This window comes from Pseudarthrobacter sp., assembly GCF_036675385.1.
Lineage (GTDB): Bacteria > Actinomycetota > Actinomycetes > Actinomycetales > Micrococcaceae > Arthrobacter.
The window spans coordinates 17,824-35,745 of the sequence record NZ_JAKFFD010000140.1; the positions used below are offsets into that span (position 1 = coordinate 17,824).

General features: G+C 67.6%; 10 protein-coding genes. All 10 read right to left on the reverse strand.

What is annotated here, in order from left to right:
- Nucleotides 1-111 precede the first annotated feature (111 nt).
- A complete protein-coding gene (locus tag V6M49_RS10910) occupies nt 112-4,557 on the reverse strand; it encodes an FtsK/SpoIIIE domain-containing protein (RefSeq protein WP_332761121.1) in 4,446 nt (1,481 codons plus the stop codon).
- A complete protein-coding gene (locus V6M49_RS10915) occupies nt 4,554-5,258 on the reverse strand; it encodes a hypothetical protein (RefSeq protein ID WP_104061062.1) in 705 nt (234 codons plus the stop codon). The genes V6M49_RS10910 and V6M49_RS10915 overlap by 4 nt, the downstream gene beginning before the upstream one ends.
- 61 nt (nt 5,259-5,319) lie before the next feature.
- Nucleotides 5,320-7,125 carry a serine/threonine-protein kinase gene (locus tag V6M49_RS10920; RefSeq protein WP_332761122.1) on the reverse strand — a complete coding sequence of 602 codons (1,806 nt, stop codon included), beginning with the start codon at nt 7,123-7,125 and terminating at the stop codon, nt 5,320-5,322.
- Nucleotides 7,122-8,849 carry an FHA domain-containing protein gene (locus tag V6M49_RS10925; protein ID WP_332761123.1) on the reverse strand — a complete coding sequence of 576 codons (1,728 nt, stop codon included), beginning with the start codon at nt 8,847-8,849 and terminating at the stop codon, nt 7,122-7,124. Before V6M49_RS10925 ends, V6M49_RS10920 begins: the two co-directional genes overlap by 4 nt.
- 1 nt (nt 8,850) lies before the next feature.
- A complete protein-coding gene (locus V6M49_RS10930; RefSeq protein ID WP_332761124.1) occupies nt 8,851-9,750 on the reverse strand; it encodes a PP2C family protein-serine/threonine phosphatase in 900 nt (299 codons plus the stop codon).
- Nucleotides 9,747-11,222, reverse strand: coding sequence for an RDD family protein (locus tag V6M49_RS10935; protein WP_332761125.1), 1,476 nt, complete (start codon nt 11,220-11,222; stop codon nt 9,747-9,749). Before V6M49_RS10935 ends, V6M49_RS10930 begins: the two co-directional genes overlap by 4 nt.
- Entirely contained in the window at nt 11,219-13,837 is a 2,619-nt protein-coding gene (locus V6M49_RS10940; RefSeq protein WP_332761126.1) for a transglutaminase-like domain-containing protein, read from the reverse strand. Before V6M49_RS10940 ends, V6M49_RS10935 begins: the two co-directional genes overlap by 4 nt.
- Complete coding sequence (locus V6M49_RS10945; protein WP_332761127.1) at nt 13,834-15,165, reverse strand: DUF58 domain-containing protein; 1,332 nt, start codon at nt 15,163-15,165, stop codon at nt 13,834-13,836. The genes V6M49_RS10940 and V6M49_RS10945 overlap by 4 nt, the downstream gene beginning before the upstream one ends.
- Nucleotides 15,166-15,218: 53 nt before the next feature.
- Nucleotides 15,219-16,190 carry an AAA family ATPase gene (locus V6M49_RS10950; protein WP_282329195.1) on the reverse strand — a complete coding sequence of 324 codons (972 nt, stop codon included), beginning with the start codon at nt 16,188-16,190 and terminating at the stop codon, nt 15,219-15,221.
- A 64-nt stretch (nt 16,191-16,254) separates the two neighbouring features.
- The coding region (locus tag V6M49_RS10955) for a fibronectin type III domain-containing protein (RefSeq protein ID WP_332761128.1) at nt 16,255-17,922 on the reverse strand (1,668 nt) is incomplete at its 5' end.

Here is a 17,922-nt window from a genome sequence, read left to right on the forward strand (position 1 = left end):
TTCGACAGCGCGGCACCCCCTTGCCGCAGCGAACAGTGTTTCCGGTAGTCTCCTACACGCGCCACGGGCCCGCAAATCCATTAGATTTACGGGCCCGCGGGAGGCGACGGCTCAGCCCCTGTTTTCCGGCGGCAGCGCGATCTGCAGTTTCCGTGCCTTGCCGCGTCCCACGATGTAGCCGCGGCCCGGTATGAACTCCGGGCTGACCCGGCCCAGCGACGTGTTGAGCAGGCTGTCCCCTTCGATGTCGCCCGGGTTGATGAGCAGGCCCCGGCGTCCGGATTTGAAGGGCTGGGACAGCGACCAGGCGGAGGACCAGGTTGACGTTTCCGATTCCCCGATGACCCACTGATCGGCCTTGATGGACACCGTCACGAGCTGCGAAACGCCCGCTTCCGCCACGGTATCCGTGAACTCGGTCAGGCCCTCGATGAAGATCGCGAGCTTCCCGGGGTTCCCGGAAGAGTGCTCCGTGAGGTCCTCGATGATCTCGGCCAGGTCATCGGCACCCACTACGGAACGGTTCCAGAGCGGCAGCGACGCCACCGCGGACCGGCGGGAGCCGATGTACACAAGCTCCGTGTCCGGGTTGGACCGGCGCAGCGCGTAGGCCAGGGTCACCAGCGCCACCGTCCTGCCCGCCCCTGGCGGACCTGCCAGAAGCAGCGGTCCCTGGGCCATGATCTCGGCCGGCTGCAGGGTTTCGTCGTCGACGCCGATGACGGGCAGGTCCGGGCTGCCGGGAGGCAGCACGTCCAGATCCACCAGTTCGGGAAGCCGCTGGATTTTCGGTGCCGATTCCAGCCCCTGGCGCAGCATCGCCTGGCTGAGCTTGTGGACTTCGCGGGCCTGCAGCGCCAGGTTCGAGTTGCCGCCCAGGACGGCCAGCTGGACCTCGTAGCCGCCCAGCATGCCGCGCCCCGGCGGTGAGGAGACGGTGAGGACGTCCTTCGCCACGTCCATGGACATGTAGTCGTCCTCGGACGTCAGCCGCAGCACCAGCCGGCGCTGGATGGAAGCCAGCAACGACGCCGGTATGGCGTTCGGCCGGTCACCGGTGACCACCAAGTGGATCCCCAGGGGACGGCCGTCGGTGGCCAGCTGCAGGAAGACGTCCCAGAGTGCGGACAGGCGGCTGAATTCGTACGTTTCGCGGAACGCCGATATGCCGTCCAGCAGCACGAAGATCCGCTTCTCGTCCGGGCGGTTGGCCAGGGTCCGGTATTCGACGATGGTGGAGGCCCTGACCTCGGCGAACCGGGCTGACCTTTCGTCGGCGATGTCCCGGAGCAGGCGGAGCAGCCGGCCGACGCGTTCGACGTCGTCACCGTTGATGATCTCGCCGACGTGCGGCAGCTCTTCAAGCATCTTCAGCCCGGAGGAGCCGCAATCGATCCCGTAAATGTGCACGGGCCCGCCGCGGGGTGTGACGGCGGCGGCAATCGCAATGCCGCGCAGGGCAGCGGATTTTCCGGAGCCGCCTGTGCCGTAGATGGCCATGTTGCCGTCCTGGTCCGGCTCGTAAAACACCGTGGGCTGTTCCTGGCGGGCAGGATCATCCGCCACACCCAGCAGCAGCCGTTCGTCCGTCCGGGGGTTCGGGAGCTTGGAAAAGTCGTACGTCTTGGCCAGCTCGTCCAGCCACGGTTTGCGCGGCGGCCGGATGGCCAGCGATTCCGCGGCCCGGACGATGTTGGTGGTCATCCTGGCGATGTCGTTGGGGCCGGGCGGAGCTTCCTTGACGGGCTTCTCCGGGGCGGGCGCCTCCCAGCTGGGCCCTGACCCGAAGGCCATTTCCACGATGTCGATCTGCGGACGCTGGGGCTTCTCCGTGGTCCAGCCGCCGGCATAGCCGGTCTGGAACCCCTGGATACGGCCGGGCCCGGTCTTGGCGGCGCCGCGGCCCGGGATGGACGGGTCGAAGTACGCCGCATCAGGCACGCCCAGGATGTCGGTGGCGTCATCCTCATCCGCCATACGAAGGGCAACCCGCAGGTTCGTGTTGGCGCGCAGGCTGTCCTTGATGACACCGGCGGGACGCTGCGTGGCCAGGATCAGGTGCAGGCCCAGGGACCGCCCACGGGCTGCAACATCCACCACGCCGTCCACAAATTCGGGAACCTCGGTAGCCAGCGCCGCGAATTCGTCCACCACGATGATCAGGTACGGCGGTGCCTCCGGGTCGGCTTGGCGCTGGAGCCCGAGCAGGTCCTTGGCCTTCTTCCGGTTCAGCAGATGCTCGCGGTAGTGCAGCTCCGCACGGAGGGAGGTCAGGGCACGGCGGACCAGGTGCTGGGAGAGGTCGGTGACCAGGCCCACGGTGTGGGGCAGGCTGAGGCACTCGGCAAAGGCCGCGCCGCCCTTGTAGTCCACAAACAGGAAGCTCACCCGGTCCGGGCTGTAGGCGGCAGCCATGCCCATGACCCAGGACTGCAGGAACTCCGATTTGCCGGCGCCGGTGGTGCCGCCCACCAGCGCGTGCGGGCCCTCGTTCTTCAGGTCCAGGTAAAGCGGCTCGATGCCCTTGGAACCCACCAGCGCCCGGAGGGTCCCGTTGTCCTTCCGGTTCGGAACCGCGGAGGCATGGACTGAATTGTTCTCCACCCAGCGCTCCGCCACGGCCTGCGGGTTGTCCAGGAAGTCCTTGCCGATCAGGGTGGCGTAGGACACCGCACGCGGCAGGTCGGAGTCGTCGCTGACGGGCTTGCCCACGTCCACCACGGGCGCCAGCATCCGGGCCAGCTGCGCGGCCAGGTCGGCGTCGAGGCTTTCGCAGCTCACGGGGTACGTGTGCCGTCCCAGCCGCACCTGCCCGGTGGTGGTGCCGTTTTCGCCGTCCACCACCATAAAGTCCCGGCAGGCAGCCGGAAGCGCCTGGATGTCGGTGGCCACCCACATCACGTGGACGCCGGAGTCCGGTCCGCGCTCGGCGAGTCGGGTCAGCCTGCCCCGGTCCACAGGCGCGTCGTCCTCGACGATGACCAGGACCGCCGGCAGCACAGGCGCCGGGACCTCGTCCTTGGCAGGGTCCACGGATCCCCGGTGTTCCGGGGTGGAGCGCTTGGCCATGGCTTCGCGTGCGTCGAGCAGGTCCTCGAGCCTGGCCACGAGGGAGGAGCCGCTGGCTGAACCGGCAGCCAGGTGGTCGCCGTTGAGGGGGCTGTGGCCGGAGCCCACGTGGGGCAGCCACTGCAGCCAGTCCCAGCGCTGCCGGGATTGCGCCGACGTTATGGCTGTCACCACGGCCTCGGCCGGCGAGTGCAGGCCCACGAACTGCAGGACCATGCCGCGGGCAACGTCGTCCACCAGGCCCCGGGCTCCGGCCACGCCGAAGGACCCGGCCGTGCGCAGCTGGGAGACCACGGGGACACCCTCGATGTCCCTGAACTGCTTCAGGCAGTCCTGGATGTCGCGCATGAATTCAGCTTCGGTGTCGTTGCTGTGGGGTTCCTCGAACAGGATGCGTGATGTACCGGTGCCGAGCCCGAACCGCAGGCCCAGGAAACCGGTGTGCTCGGGGCGGTGGGTCCACAGCAGCGGACCGAGTTTGTAGATGGAATCCACGGTGTCGCTGACCGACGGTGCTTCCTGCAGGCGGACCGCGCGTTCCACGCGCTGCAGTTCGGTGATGTCCTGTCGGAACGCCGCCATGGACTCCCTGAACTGTTTGAGCTGCTCCTTCTGCTGGCGCCTTGTCTGCATCTTGTGGTCCACATAGTGACCCACGATGAACAGCGGCATCATCATCATGAACACCACGGACAGGATGTTCCGCGTGACCGCGAACATGATGCCGCCCATCAGCAGCGGAGCCATCAGCATGATGTACGGGAACGGCTGGTGGTCCGGACGCTTGGGCCCGGCCGGTGGCACGCGCTTGGGCGCCTCAAAGCGGGGAACCACCCGGGGGGAGCGGTTGAAATCGACAAGGGGCGACGTCGGTGCTGCCGCCTGGTTGTGGCCCAGCGGCACCACGGTGACGGTGGTCTCCCCCAGCGTCACCGTGTCCGAGGAGTTCAGGGTGGCCCGGGTGACCGGCAGTCCGTCCATCAGGAGGCCGTTGGCGGAGTTCGTGTCCACGATCTCCACGCCCTCGCCCACGGTGATGCGGGCGTGGCGTTTGGAGGTCAGAGGGTCCGTGAGCCGGATGTCCACGTCCCGGTCCCGGCCGATGTAGCTGGTGCCGGAAGGCAGCGAAAACTCCTGGCCGGCGTCGGGCCCGGAAAGGATCCGCAGCGTGGCTGCGGCGGGTCCGCGGCTGGCGCCTGGCGCGTTGAAGAGTTCGCTGACCTCGGTCAGGGACACCACGGAGCCGGGGCGCAGGCCCGATTCCAGGAGGTTGTCCGTGCGGGTCAGGACGCTGCCGCGCATGCCGCCGCCCACAAAGGCCTCGTCGATGCGGAGCGAAAGGTTTTCCGGTGCCGGCGATCCTTTTCGGTCGGGGTCCGCGACCCAGAGCTGCGTGGCGATATCCGCCACCGTGGCCAGGCCGTCTACGGTGACGGCCAGGTCCTTGGTTTCCGCCGGGTCCCGGCGGAGTGTCAGCCGGATCCTCATCCTTCGTCCACGCCCCTCATCTTTTCCAGTAAGTACAAATCGTCGGGGGTGACCAGGTGCGACGTGACGGCGTGTTCGACGAGCCTCGCGCGCCGGTTGGTGGCCAGTTTCCCGCCGCCGCCGCGGAGGCCCACCACGCCCACGCGGTCAAGTTTGTCGCAGACGTTGTCGAGTTTCCGGTTGAACCGGGTGAGTGCCCAGCCCAGGGTCTTGGCCGCTGCAGCCGAGGACGGGATGGCGCTGAATCCGGTCCCTTCGCGCCGCAGCATGGGTTCGGCCAGGGCCACAATGAGGGCCCTCTGCGAGTCGGTGAAGACCACGGGGCCGATGGTGGTGTCGCCGTTGCTGTCGTCCTCCCGTGATTCCTGGCGGAAGGACGGCGTCTTGAGGTGGACGGCGAACTCATACGTGGTGGGCCCGGCGGTGAAAATGACGTTCGTGTGGCTGAACACCAGCGGGATGCGCGCCCCCGGCGACAGCCAGGCCTGCATCCCGCCTGAGCCGTCGGCGACGGTGGCGGACAGCATCCCGCCCACGTTGCTCAGCCACCAGATCCCGTCGTAGCGGGCCACCTGCAGGAACTGGCGGTGAAGGTACGGGTTGTCGTCCACTTCAAGGTCGCCTTCGCGGCCGATGTTGAAGATTTCCTCATCGGACGGTTCGTACCATTCACCACAGAAATCTATTGCTAGATCCCCCATTTTCCGTGCCTCCTCGTCGGGCTCTGCCCGCGTTCACTAACGGTTCCGGTCTGCTCTGCCGTCACTTGCGGATGCAGGCGATTGAGTCTTCTTCCAACGGTGAGAACGCGCCGTCACTCCGGACGATCATCACCTGGACACACGTGGGTTCCGTCGGATTCAACGCAACCTGGGCGGCTGGCTCGGCAGTGGACTGGTACTCGCCGTGGTTGCCCAACGCGTAGACCCGCCACTTGTAGGCGTCGCCCGACTTCGGCTGCGGATTGGTCCAGGTGAAGGTCGCCTTGCCGGCGGCGTCCACAGTCCCTGCCAGATCCGCGACGTCGGGAACTGTCCCGTTGTCCAGGGCATCCGCCGGGGGTTTGCTGACCTGGCCGGTCTCTTCGACCTTGGGCGCCGGGGCCGAGGACGCCACCACAATCCCTACGATGATGGCGAGGACCAGCAGCGTTCCGCCCGCGGCGGCGAGCCACACGTTGCGCTTGCCGTGGTCGGGCGCCGCTTCGGGGGCGGTTTCCGTCACCGGGGCCGGTCGGCTGATCGTCGCGTCGATCTCCGGATCGGCGCGCCCTGCCCGGTGGCCGGGCGCGCCGGCCTGGCCGGCCTGGGCGGGAAGAGGCCCGGGACGCTGGACGGTTGCGTCCGGCGCGGAGCCGTACTCGGCGGCCGGTGCACTTCCGCGGAGCATCGTGGCATGGGCCCACTCGCCTGCGGAGTTGCTGCCAGCCTGCGTGCCGCCGTCCTGCTTACCGTCCTGCTGGCCGGCAAAGAGGTTGCCCGGAACCTGGGGCCGGGGTGCTGCCGTGGCCGCAGCGGCCGGGGGAAATCCGCCGGCCGGAAGGCCCGACGGCGGCGCACCGGTTCCGCGGCGTTGCGGCCGGGTGCGTGCCGGGAAAGTGGGGGCGCTGCCGGTCCGCTCCGGATCGATGGCCGCGATGTTCCGGACGCGGGTTTCCTCGAAGCCGTCATCCGGGTGGTTCTCTTCCAGTTGCTGCTCTTCGAGTACCTCGAAGGGCGTGACCGAAAGGTTCAGTTCGGCCTGGATCCGCTGCAGGGCGAGGGCAAACGCGTGGGCTGAGGAGTAGCGGGACGCCGCGGATTTGGCCATGGCCGTGGACAGCGCCCGCTCCAGTGACTCCGGAACGTCGGCCCGGCCCAGGCGCGGCAGTGCCGCGCTGGTGATCCGCGAGATCAGTTCGCGCTGGGAATTATCCGTACCGGGCATCACAAACGGCGACCTGCCGGCCAGCAGTGTGTACAGCGTGGCGCCCAGCGCCCAGACATCCACCATCACGCCGTCCACGGGGCCGTCCGCGAACTGTTCCGGCGGCGACCACGGAATGGACATCCCGGCGTCCTCGTCGGCGTCGCCGCCCAGCGTGCCCGAGATCCCGAAGTCCGTCAGGGCCGGCCGGTTGTAGTCCGTCACCAGGATGTTGGCCGGCTTGATGTCCCGGTGGGCGATGCCGGCCCGGTGGGCGGTCTCGACGGCGGAGGCCACCTGGATGCCGACGGCCAGCACCTCATCAACGCTGAAGCGCTGACGGCGGTACCGGACGTCCAGGCTGGGCCTCGAGCAGTACTCCATGGCCAGGTAGGAGTGACCTGCCTCGGTCACCTCCGCCTCGAAGATGGTCACGATGTACGGGTGCGAGGAGAGCTGGGCCATCAGGTTGGCCTCGGACTCGAACCTGCGCCGGGCACCCTCGGTCTTCAGATCCGACAAAAGGACCTTGACCGCCACCTTCCGGCGCGGCCGGTCCTGCTCGTAGAGATAGACGTCCGAGAACCCGCCGGAGCCAAGCAGGCTGATGTAGGTAAACCCCGGAATGTGGGGCGGCGGCGCAACCGGCCGTTTGGAACTCAAAGAATCTCCTCAAAACGCAGTGAGATGTCGTCACCCAATTCGGCGATGTCGCCGTCGAGCAGGATGGCCATCTCGTTCTGGGCCAGGCGGCGCGGCGGCTGGCCCTCGCGGACCAGGACCGTACCGTTGGTGGCCTTGAGATCGCAGAGCATCACGTGCCAGCCCTCCAGCCGCACTTCGACGTGCGAGCGCGAGATGTCGCCGCTGGGGCTGGCCACCTGGACCAGCCGCGGCATAACACCACCCTGCACCCGGGAAACGGATGGCTGACGCCCAATGACCAGCGACTGGTCAAGGTCAACCAGTGCACCCGTAGAGACCCGCATCCGGCCCAGCCGGGGCCGGGCCACCTGTACGGCGTCGGCGGGCAGCGGCGAGCCGCAGGCAGCGCACTGCGCCTGCGTGGGCGGATTGGCGTGTCCCCGACCGCAGACCCGGGCCAGCACCAGGGGGCCTGCGGCCGAATCCGGCTCCGGAACCGGGGCGGGATGCGCGGCCATTCCGGCGAGGTCGCCCTTCATGATCGTGTGGCCGTCGTGGTCACCGTCGAAGGCGTCCGGGTCTGCTGCCGGCTGCCCTGCGTGCAGTTCTGCCGGGACGTCCGCCGGGGGCTGATTCAACAGGGGCTGATTCAACGGGGACAGGTTCGACGGCGGCAGAATCAACGGCGGGAGACTGGACGGCGGCGCGGCCTGGGCAGCAGGTGTGCTCCCGCCGGTCCGCCACGGGACCGAGTCGATGAGCCCGCCGATCATCCGGGCGGCCGCTGCGGCCGCAGGCGGGGCGGCTGCAGGCGGTGCCGGAGCCGCGCCAACAGGTGCCGCAGGTGCGCCGTGATCTTCCTCGGGTTCGTCCCGGACCGCTGCGTCCTCGATGCGGCGGACAACAGTCCGTTCCCAGAGGTGGTCGTAGCTGCCGGTCATTTCGTGGGCCGGGACCTGGTCAGGATGGGCGGCGCGCTCCGGGGCGGGCTCCACGTCCGGCTCGGCTTCCGGGGCTTCGGCAGCAAAATTGGAGTCGTCGTCCAGGAGCCCCATCACCGTTTCTGCCGAAACCTCCCGGTCATGTTCCGGCGCGGGTTCAGACGCAGGTTCAGGTGCAATTTCAGGTTCCGGCTCAGCTGCCGGCACCGGTCCGGGTTCCGGCTTCGGTCCAGGTGCGGGCTTCGCTACCGTTTCAGTGACCGGTTCAGCGTCCGCTACGAGAACGACGCCGCCGACAGCGGTGGGTGCCTCGACCTCAGCGGGCGTGGCAGCCGGAGCCGCCACCTCGTCCGCCGGAGTTCCGGTGAGCGACACTGTCAGCGACTCCAGCAGGACCACGCCTTCGCTGAGCGGCAACGCGGGTCGGGGCTGGCCGTCTCCCGCCACAGTGAGGCGGTACCACTCGGGTGTGTCCAGGCGGCGCTCCGTCCAGGTGGTGACGTCCCGCCCGTTCAGGTCCACGGGGCCGCCGGGCAGCCGCACGGTCAGGTCCAGGTCGCCGCGGAGGAAGATCCGGAGCGCGTCACCGGAATCGACTATCCCGAACGACGGTATTTGCGCCAGGGAAACGCCGAAACTGCTGGTGACGGCGTGGAGCACTTCGTGGACTTCCGGGGCGTGCTCCAGCAGTTCCCAAAGGGACTGGACCAGGGCGGGCGGGGTCCCGGGCCCCAGAAGGACCACAGTGTTGGCCCGGACAACACCGAGCCAGGTGCCGGCGACGTATGTTGCGGTGGCCATCTCAGTGTTCCCCTCTTCCGTCGTCCTGGCCGGCCGGCTGGCTGGCGTCAACAATCCGCGCCCGGGGCAGCGTGACCTCCGCGGCATCAGCCGCCGGGCGGGGCGCCGTGGTGGCGATGCCGCCGTCGTTCATCACGTTCCTGGCGTCCACCACAATGACGGTGACGTTGTCCCTTCCGCCGTTACGGAGCGCGGCCTGGATCAGGGCATCCACCGCGTCCTGCGGGTGGCCCACGGTGCTCAGGATCCGGAACATGTGCTCATCCGTCAGCTCGGCATTGAGCCCGTCCGAGCAGACCATGATCCGGTCGCCTTCCTCCACGGGCAGGAGCCAGTAATCAGCCTCGGTCTCGTCCCCCGTGCCCAGCGCCCTCGTGACAACGTGGCGGCGGGGATGGACGGTGGCCTGCTCAGGCGTGATTTCACCGGCATCCACGAGTTCCTGGACCTCCGAATGGTCCACACTGACCTGCTCGAAGTGCCCTTGGCTCAGCCGGTACGTGCGGGAATCCCCGATGTTCATGACCAGCCAGTACGGCATTCCCATCTGTTCCACCACAACGGCTCCAGTGAGTGTGGTGCCGGCGCGGGCACCGGTCACCTCCCGGATGGAACTGTCGGCGCGGAGCAGGTATTGCTGGAGCACTGCCGCCGTGACGCTGCGCTCCCCGGTGGCGAGCTGTGGCATGGCAGCGAGGGCGCGGACGCACATACCGCTGGCAATCTCGCCGGCTTCGTGTCCGCCCATGCCGTCTGCCACGGCGAAGACGGGGTCGGAGGCGATGAAGGAATCCTCGTTCAATTCCCGGCGCAGCCCGCGGTCCGTTCCGTAGCCGTAACTCAGGCTGAGGCCGGTTCCGTGGTCTGCGTCAGCTGGGTCACTGGCGGGCTGTGAGTTCATGCCTGTCCTAGGTGGAAGGAACGGTCACCAAAGTGGACAGTGGATCCCGGGCTGACAAAAGCGGGCACGCCCGGCTGCAGTGGGGTGCGCCGTCCGTCCGGTGTAGTGACGGCGCTGCCGTTGGTGGAGTTCCGGTCCGTCACCCAAACGCCGGCACCGTCGGTCAGCAGGTGGAGGTGCGTCTTGGAGATCGAGCGGCCGGGATCACTGACCGCCAGGAGCTGGGCCTGCTGCTCCCCCGCCTGGCCAAGGGGGTTCCTGCCCAACAGGACGTTGCGGTCGAGCTGGAAGTCCCGGCCGTCGTCGAGCTTTATCCGCAGCACGGCGACGGGCGCTGCATACGCTGCCCCACCACGCATCTGTGTGCGGTCGAGGTCGTCATCCGGATGGAACTGGGCGCCCGGCGCGGGAACGGCTGGGGCCGCGTACGGGACATGCGGCTGGAAAGGAGTGGACGACGGCGGCGCGTCCGGCTGGGGTGCGAACGGCGGCGGCGCGGCTGACGGTTGAGCCGCTTCCGGCTGCGGAGCGTACGGGTTCACGGGTTGTTGGACCAGCGGCTGTTGGGCGGGCACAACCTGGGGCGGTTTTGCGGCCCCGACCACGGGCGACGCGACCGGCTGGACAGGCGGGAGGTCCAGGGGCGCGAAACTGTATGGGCCCTGGATGCCGCCGGAGGTGACGGGGTTCCGGCCGTCGTTGACGTCGAACACCAGCGTTTTGGCCGCGGTGTCGTGCCATCCGCGGAGCCTGCCGTTGCGGTCCCAGGTGTTGGAAACCACCACCAGCACGGCCCATACCGCACTGGCAATAAGCAACGGGCCGAGGACGAAGACGGCCACATCGAACCATTTGAAAATGACGATGGCAACGGCGGCCAGGAGCGTCAGGATGATGCCTGCGCCGGTGATGAGGCCGCGCAGGAACACTCCCCCGGTGCCGGGGGCGTAACCATCCTTGTCAGCGCTGCGGATGCCCATGACATGGTTGCCGAGGGTCTTCCCGGAGCGGCCTTCCATGCCCACCAGAACCGCCAGGTAGACCAGCGTCAGTCCCAGGCCGACGCTGCCGAACAGGACCAGCGAACCGGTGTCATAGATGATGAAGCCGCCGCTTTGGGTGCGGGTGATTCCCGCGAACCCGATGGCGAAAGTCACCACCAGGACCGCAACGGGGGCCAGCCAGTCGAGCACTGCCGCGCCGAGCCGTTTCCCCGCCGTGGCCGGAACAAGCTCAAGATTGGCTGCCATTCCCGTTCCTCCCCCTGGAGCCGTTTGTACTACCGGGATAGTACCGGGATTCTGGCTGGCGTGCGCCGCCGCACGCTCCATCATGGCCCGCTGTGCATGGTCCACGTTGCGTCCGCTGCGTGCCGCCCTGTTGGGCAGCGGAGCACCGCACGCCGGGCAGAACGTGGCGCCGCGCCGGATCAGTTGCTGGCACTGCTGGCAGCGCTCGGCCTCGTTCATCATGATTCAGTGGGGTTCTTCCTGCCAGGGTTCCGCAGAACGGTGGACTCATCAGGCTCGGAAGCCGCCGCCGTTCCGGGTCCGCTGTCCTGAACTGCCGGATTCGGGGTTCCGGCAGCGGCCGGGCCGGTCCCCACCCTACCGGTGGCGGACCGCCATCCGGGGGAACCCTGGCCGGACGGACGCACAAGCGGGCCCAGCCCGAGCATTGCGCCACGCGGCTTTGCGCCGCGCAGCTTAAGGGCGTTGCGGCCATCAGCCAGCAGCGACCGGGGCGAGAAGCGGGCCTGCTGGCGGCGCCAGAACCCCAACGTCCCGGTCATCTCCTTCAGCGAGCCGTCCACGATGGTCCAGTATTCCCGGACCTCCCCCTCGCTGGGCTGGCCAACGCCGAAGATGGAGGCGTCCGCACGGTGCGCCAGCATGGTGGTGGTCTGCCCGGTGGCCGGGAACGAGTCAGCAAGCACCACTGCGCTTTCGCGCCGGGTTGCACGGCTGTCGATGCCGGCGCCCAAATCAGTGGCGAGGCTCACCACCTCGTTCCAGCCGCCGCCCACACGCTGGGCCGGGTGCCCCTCCGTGAGGCGGGCCTTCCGGCGTCGTGATTTAAGGAGCGCGATCAGCAGCAGCGGCAGGGCAAGGATGGACAGCGGGATCAGGGCAATGCCCAGGGCCCCGAGCAGGGCACCCCAGAAGAGCCACGGATTGTTTTTCTTCTCGTCGGCGTCCAGGGCGTCCGGCGAGGAATCCGGCGGCAGATCGGCCGGTTCCTGCGGCGGGGGCGGCGGCTGCAGCACCTGGGGCTTGGGTTTGGACTTGTTTTCGGGGTCCGGCGGGATGGGGACGTTGTCCTTGGGCGGTGTGGGGTCGAAACTGACCCAGCCCACCCGGTCGAAGGCCACCTCAACCCAGGCGTGGACGTCCTTTCCCGTGACCTTTACCTCGCCGGCGCCGTTCTCCGGGCTGGTCGGATCGGGGTAGAAGCCCATGACCACGCGTGACGGGATGCCCAGGTGGCGGAGCATCAGCGACATGGACACGGCATACTGCTCGTCGTCGCCGAGCATCTGCTTGGCGGTCAGCAGGTTCCTGATCCGCGACGAGCTGTGGCCGGAAACGCTGGGCAGCTGGCCGTCAGCGACGAGGCCGTTGCTGAAGGCGCCCGTCTTTTGGAAATGCGCCTCGATCTGGCGGACCCGGTCAATCGCGGTGGGCGCATCGGCCGAGAGGTCGTTGGCCTGTGACCCCACCACCGGCGGGACCTCGACGGCGTCCGGCAGCGTAATCTTCGCGAAGTCGTACTGCGTCAACTGACCGTGTTCGAGCTTCACGGGATCGGACACCTGGACGCTGTAGGAATCGCCCTTGGACAGGCCCTGCGTGGTCACGGCCGTGTCTGTGCCCGCGTTGAAATACAGACCCGACGCCGCGGCGGAGGCGCTCTGGTCAAAGCTCAGGCCGGTGGTCTTCCGGCCTCCCGGGACAAAGTAGCCCTGGTAATCCTCGATGGTGATGTCGATGGAGTAGTCATTCGAGGGGACGATGCCCGAGGTGTCGGCCAGGGTGTTGATGGACTCGGTGTCGCCCACCTTGCTGAAGCTGCCGGAGCCGTTGGGATCCATGTTGTAGTTGGTGCCGTTGAAGGCATCCAAAGCCCCCAGCCGGACGCGGCCGTCCCGGGGCAGTCCTTTGACCACGAACAGCGTGTCGTCTTTCTTGTCCTTGACGAACGTCCGGAAGCTTGCCAGGGGCGTGACGTAGTCCTTGGGATCGAACGGCGGAACCACCACGTTGCGCAGGACCTTGCGGTCACCGCTGGCGGTGACCAGGGGCGCCGCCACCGCGGTAATGGCGACGCTTGCGGCGATCACGGCAGCGGCGGTGCCCAGCCGGCGGAGCTTGGCCCGCTGGGCTGTGGCCGCATCGGTCTGCGGACGGTTGACTGAGACTTTTCGCGTGTCGCTGCGCCGCAGCGCGTCACGGCGGAAGGTGGCCCAGGCAATCGCCATGACGGTGAGTCCGATGCCGCGCTCCACGGTGAGGAAGGCAGCGTTGGTGCTGAAAGCTATGCCCGTGACGAAAAGCACCAGCACGGGAAGCAGTGGCCAGTACGGGGTTTTCAGCCGCCAGGTGAGGATGCCGGCAACCAAGGCGGCGAGCAGCGAACTCAGGAACGGGACGATCAGGACGCCGCCGGCAGACCCTACCGGAACGCCCACCGTGAGCATGTCCTTCCAGGCGAACACAACTCCAAGGAGCAGCGTCCGCAAGGAGTCAAGGCTGGGAACAAAGCCGGCAATCGCAGCGTCCGGGACTGCGAGGAGCGTGCCGAACACCAGGTAGGCCCCAAGTGCGAGGGCTGAAGTGATCAGCAAACCCAGGCGCAGGTGCGCGTTGGCGGCGGCGATGCCGAGGCCCAGGAGGATGCCTCCGAAGCCCGAGACCAGATAGTACGGGTCTCCGCCGAAGCTGAGGCTGAAGCCCAGCAGGCCCAACCCCAGCAGGACGGTGAGGGCGCCGGCGTCGAGCACAAAATGCCAGAGCGGCTGGCCGTCGGCGAACGATGATTCGTACTGCCGCTGCTGCGGGCGTGGCCGGAGGCCCGGGGCGGAGCTCATGCGGCCGCCTTTCTGAGGACGATGGCGAGGTCAGCGAGGTCGCCGAGGGTCAGCACTGTCAGGTCTGCGATGTTGGCGCGGCCCGGTGCAGCCCCGATTTGGAGGCGCACGGCCAGGCTCCTGACGCCGAGCGGCACGGAGGCCGCGGCCGATCGGAGCTGGGAGGGTGTCACGTTGCTGCCCACCACAAAAAAGACCACCGACGCGTTGGGGACGGTGTCTGCCAGTGTCCGGGCGAGGTCGACGGCGGTCCGGCGCATGGGTGCCCCGGCGATCCGTGTCATGTCATCCAGCATGTTCCGCCCGGTTTCACAGCGCAGCGGCCCCTTTTGCGTCAGGACGTCCAGCTCGCGCTGCTCGCGGATGGCCTGCCGGCCGATCGAGGCAGCCGCTGAGATGGCCATTTCGAATTCCTGCTCCGAGGCGTACTCGTCCGTGTTGATCGACAGCGAGATGGCCAGGTGGGCGCGCCGGGTCTCCTCGAACTGGCGCACCATCAGCTTGTTGGTCCGCGCGGTGGTCTTCCAGTGGATGTGCCGCCGGTCATCGCCCGGCACGTAGTCCCGCAGGGCATGGAAGGACACGTCCGCGCTGGACAGGTCGGTGGTGGGCATGCCCTCGAGGTCGCGGATGAATCCCGCCGCGGAACCGGCCAGGGCCACTGTCTTCGGGTGCACAAACAGGTCCTCCGGCTCGGTCCACAGCACCTGGCGGCGGAGGAGGTGCAGGGGGTCGGCCCGGACCGAGCGGACAGGTCCCACCACGATGACGGCGCGGCGGGCGGTTGGAATGGTGAAAAGGTCCTCGTGCACCTGCGCGGGCTTCATCCTGGGCAGGTGGAAGACGGCGGTGGCGTTGCCTACCGGCAGTTCCAGGGCGGCAGGCAATAGGGGCCGGGCGGAGGTGTTGGAGACGGCGATGCTTCCGACCGCACTGTCCCCGACGGCCACACGGGTCCGGGCGAGGTCCAGGATCACGCCGTAGGATGACCGGCCCAGGATGAACCCGATGGCGATCAGGAAAAGGACAAACGCCGCGATGGCCGCCGCCTTGGCCTCCTGCCAGCCGAAGGCCTGACCGGCCGTCCACAGCAGGATAGACGCGGCCAGAACCGACCAGCCCAGGACACTGACCACCGACAGGACAGGCCACACGTAGCGCAGCCACAGGCCGCGGACCTTCTCCCACGCAGGTGTGAGGGCGAGGCCGGCGGTGCTGGTGGCCTCGGCCCACACGGATGAGGGATGCAGCCTGGTGGGTCTGCCGTTCCGGTGGAAGGGTTGCCGGAGGCGTTCAGCAAGCCGGGTCAACGGAGTGCTGCTGGACATAAATGTGCCTTTGTTCGCGCTGGTCAGTGGTGGTCTGGAGCTCCGAGGGAGCGTCAGACGGCGGCGCGCTGCTGCGGTGCCGCGATGTCGGACAGGACCCGGGCCAGGACGGCTTCGGGGGTGGCGCCGGAGAACTCGGCCTCCGGGTCCATCACAAACCGGTGCGTCCACACAACGGCGGCCAGTTCCTTGATGTCGTCAGGCAGGACGAAGTTCCGTCCCTGCCCCGCGGCCCAGACCTTGGCGGCGCGGACCATGGCGATGGCGCCACGCACGGAAACGCCCAGCCGGGTCTCAGGCGCGCTGCGCGTCTCTTCGCAGAGCCGGGAGATGTATTCGAGGACCGCCGTGTCCACGTGCACGGTGGCGGCGAGGTCCGCCATGTCCGCCACGGCCTGCGTGGTGATAACTGCGGAGATCTCCTTGGAGCGGTCCTTCAGGTTCGAGCCGCCGAGCAGCTGGACCGTGGACGCGTGGTCCGGATAGCCGATGGAGGTCTTAATCAGGAACCGGTCCAGCTGCGCCTCCGGCAGGCGGTACGTACCGGCCTGCTCGATCGGGTTCTGGGTGGCCATCACCATAAACGGCCGGCCGGCCTCGTAGGTGACGCCGTCCACGGTGACCCGGGATTCCTCCATGACCTCCAGCAGTGCCGACTGGGTCTTCGGCGAAGCACGGTTGATCTCGTCGGCCAGGACGATGTTGTTGAAGATCGGTCCCTTGTGGAACTCGAACTTCTGCGTCTTCTGGTCATAGATGGTCACACCCGTGACATCCGAGGGCAGGAGGTCGGGGGTGAACTGGATGCGGTTGTTGGACCCCTGGACGGTAGCGGCCATGGCCCGGGCCAGCATGGTCTTGCCGGTGCCGGGGGCGTCCTCAAACAGCACGTGGCCCTCCGCCAGCATCGCGGTGAAGGTGAGCCGGATGACGTGGTCCTTGCCGAGCACCGCCTGTCCCACGTTGGCAACGAGCTTGTCGAAAGTGCCTGCAAACCATTCGGCCTGCTCGGTGGTCATGGTCATGAAATTGGTCCTTTTCTTGTGGTGCGGGTCTGTCGGGGCTGTAGTGGACGGGCTGTGTGGACTGTCAGCATCTGCCGACGTCCGGGCCGCTGATATCGATGGTGGCGAGCTTGACGTACCAGCCCGCGTGGGGGCCGCCGTCCATGCGGTACCACTTGTAGTAGGACGCCGGGTTGGATGTTTCGCTGGAGCCATAGATGTTCATCCAGCAGGCGCTGGGAATCCAGCCGTCCGAAGTGGACACCCAGTTCGATTCACTCGAACCGCACCGTGCGTCTCCATTCACATTGCTGTAACGGTCCGGGACACCGGGCTTGCCGGGACAGCTGTTGGTGGTGTTGACGCGGACCATCGTGGGGTCGGGCGGCGGGGTGGGATCGGCCCCGGACGTGGAGGTGGCGGGTCCGCCAATAGCACCGTCCACCACGGTCACGGCACGGACACGCAGGTTATGGCTCTTGCCCCAGCCTCCGGCGCCGGCGTCGAAGCTGTTGGCCTGGCCCACGTTCTGCCAGCCGCCACCGTCCATGCTCACTTCGTAGCGGTTGAGGGGGCGGCCGTTCGTGTTGGGGTTGTTCCAGGTCCAGTGCACCTGGCCGTCGCCCTTGGCCGAGGTCCTGCCGTTCACGGTGGGTGCGTTCGGCGGTCCGTAGGGGTTGCCGGTACCGATCGCTTTGGCGTCCCCGGACACGTTGTTCTTGGTGGACGTCGCAATGATGGTGACCGTGATGTCCCGGCCGTTAGTGAGGCCACCGATGGTTCCGCCGCCTGCCTGGATGCTTCCTGACTTGCCATCTGCGTTGTACGTGTACTGGATTTCGGTGTCCGTCGAACCATTCCGCTGAGCCTGCGTCAGCGGCGTAAACGTCACGCGAAGCTGGCCGCTGTTACCGGTGTCAGCCACGGTTCCGCTGCTTACCTGGCCTGGCTTGCCGGCCGCCCGGATCTGGGCCGACGGGTTGCTGGTGGCGCTGGTGCCGGCCTTGTTGGTGGCCGAAACCGTGAAGGTGTAGTTGCTCTCGGAGTTGTCCACGGTGACGTTCTGCGTGGTGCCGGAAGCTACCGGCTGCGTGGCAACCACCGCCCCGCCCTGCAGGGTAGTCAGGGTGTAGGAGGAGACGGCGTCGCCGTTGTTGTTCGGCGCCGTCCAGCTGACCTTCAGCTGGCTAGTGGATCCCACCTGGCCGGCCTGGGTCGCCGTCGGGGCGGCCGGCGTGGCAGGGACGCCCGCGGGGACTTCGGCTGCAGAATACGGGCTCCACTCGGACGGATCCTTGGCATCATTGCGGGCCAGGACGCGGACCTTGTAGGAGACGCCGTTCTGGAGTCCCTTCCAGACATAGCTCACCGCTGCCAGGTTCTGGATCTGGGCGTTCTGCCCTGGCGGGGCCGGCGAGATTTCCAGATCGTAGGTCTTGACGGGTGATCCCTTGCTGGCCGGTGCCACCCAGTTCACGGAAAGCTGCTTGTCACCGAACTTCAGGGTGGGCGCCGGTGGCGTGTCCGGCTTGACGTCCGGGCGGACCTCGGCGGATGCCGGGGAACGTTCAGATTCGCCGAACTCGTTAGTAGCGGTGACTTCGAAGTGGTACTTCGTGTTGTTGACCAGCCCGGTCAACGTGCAGGTGTTCGCCGGACAGTCCTGCCTGAAGCCCGATTCGCCGTAGACCGTGTACTTGGTAATGGGCGCACCGCGGTCTGCCGGGGCAGACCAGTTGAGCAGGGCAGTCTT

What these genes read in the sequence shown, in the direction of transcription:
- V6M49_RS10910 (WP_332761121.1), bottom strand. Translation starts at nt 4,557, where the DNA reads ATGAGGATCCGGCTGACACTCCGCCGGGACCCGGCGGAAACCAAGGAC.
- V6M49_RS10915 (WP_104061062.1), bottom strand. Translation starts at nt 5,258, where the DNA reads ATGGGGGATCTAGCAATAGATTTCTGTGGTGAATGGTACGAACCGTCC.
- V6M49_RS10925 (WP_332761123.1), bottom strand. Translation starts at nt 8,849, where the DNA reads ATGGCCACCGCAACATACGTCGCCGGCACCTGGCTCGGTGTTGTCCGG.
- V6M49_RS10930 (WP_332761124.1), bottom strand. Translation starts at nt 9,750, where the DNA reads ATGAACTCACAGCCCGCCAGTGACCCAGCTGACGCAGACCACGGAACC.
- V6M49_RS10935 (WP_332761125.1), bottom strand. Translation starts at nt 11,222, where the DNA reads ATGATGAACGAGGCCGAGCGCTGCCAGCAGTGCCAGCAACTGATCCGG.
- V6M49_RS10940 (WP_332761126.1), bottom strand. Translation starts at nt 13,837, where the DNA reads ATGAGCTCCGCCCCGGGCCTCCGGCCACGCCCGCAGCAGCGGCAGTAC.
- V6M49_RS10945 (WP_332761127.1), bottom strand. Translation starts at nt 15,165, where the DNA reads ATGTCCAGCAGCACTCCGTTGACCCGGCTTGCTGAACGCCTCCGGCAA.
- V6M49_RS10950 (WP_282329195.1), bottom strand. Translation starts at nt 16,190, where the DNA reads ATGACCATGACCACCGAGCAGGCCGAATGGTTTGCAGGCACTTTCGAC.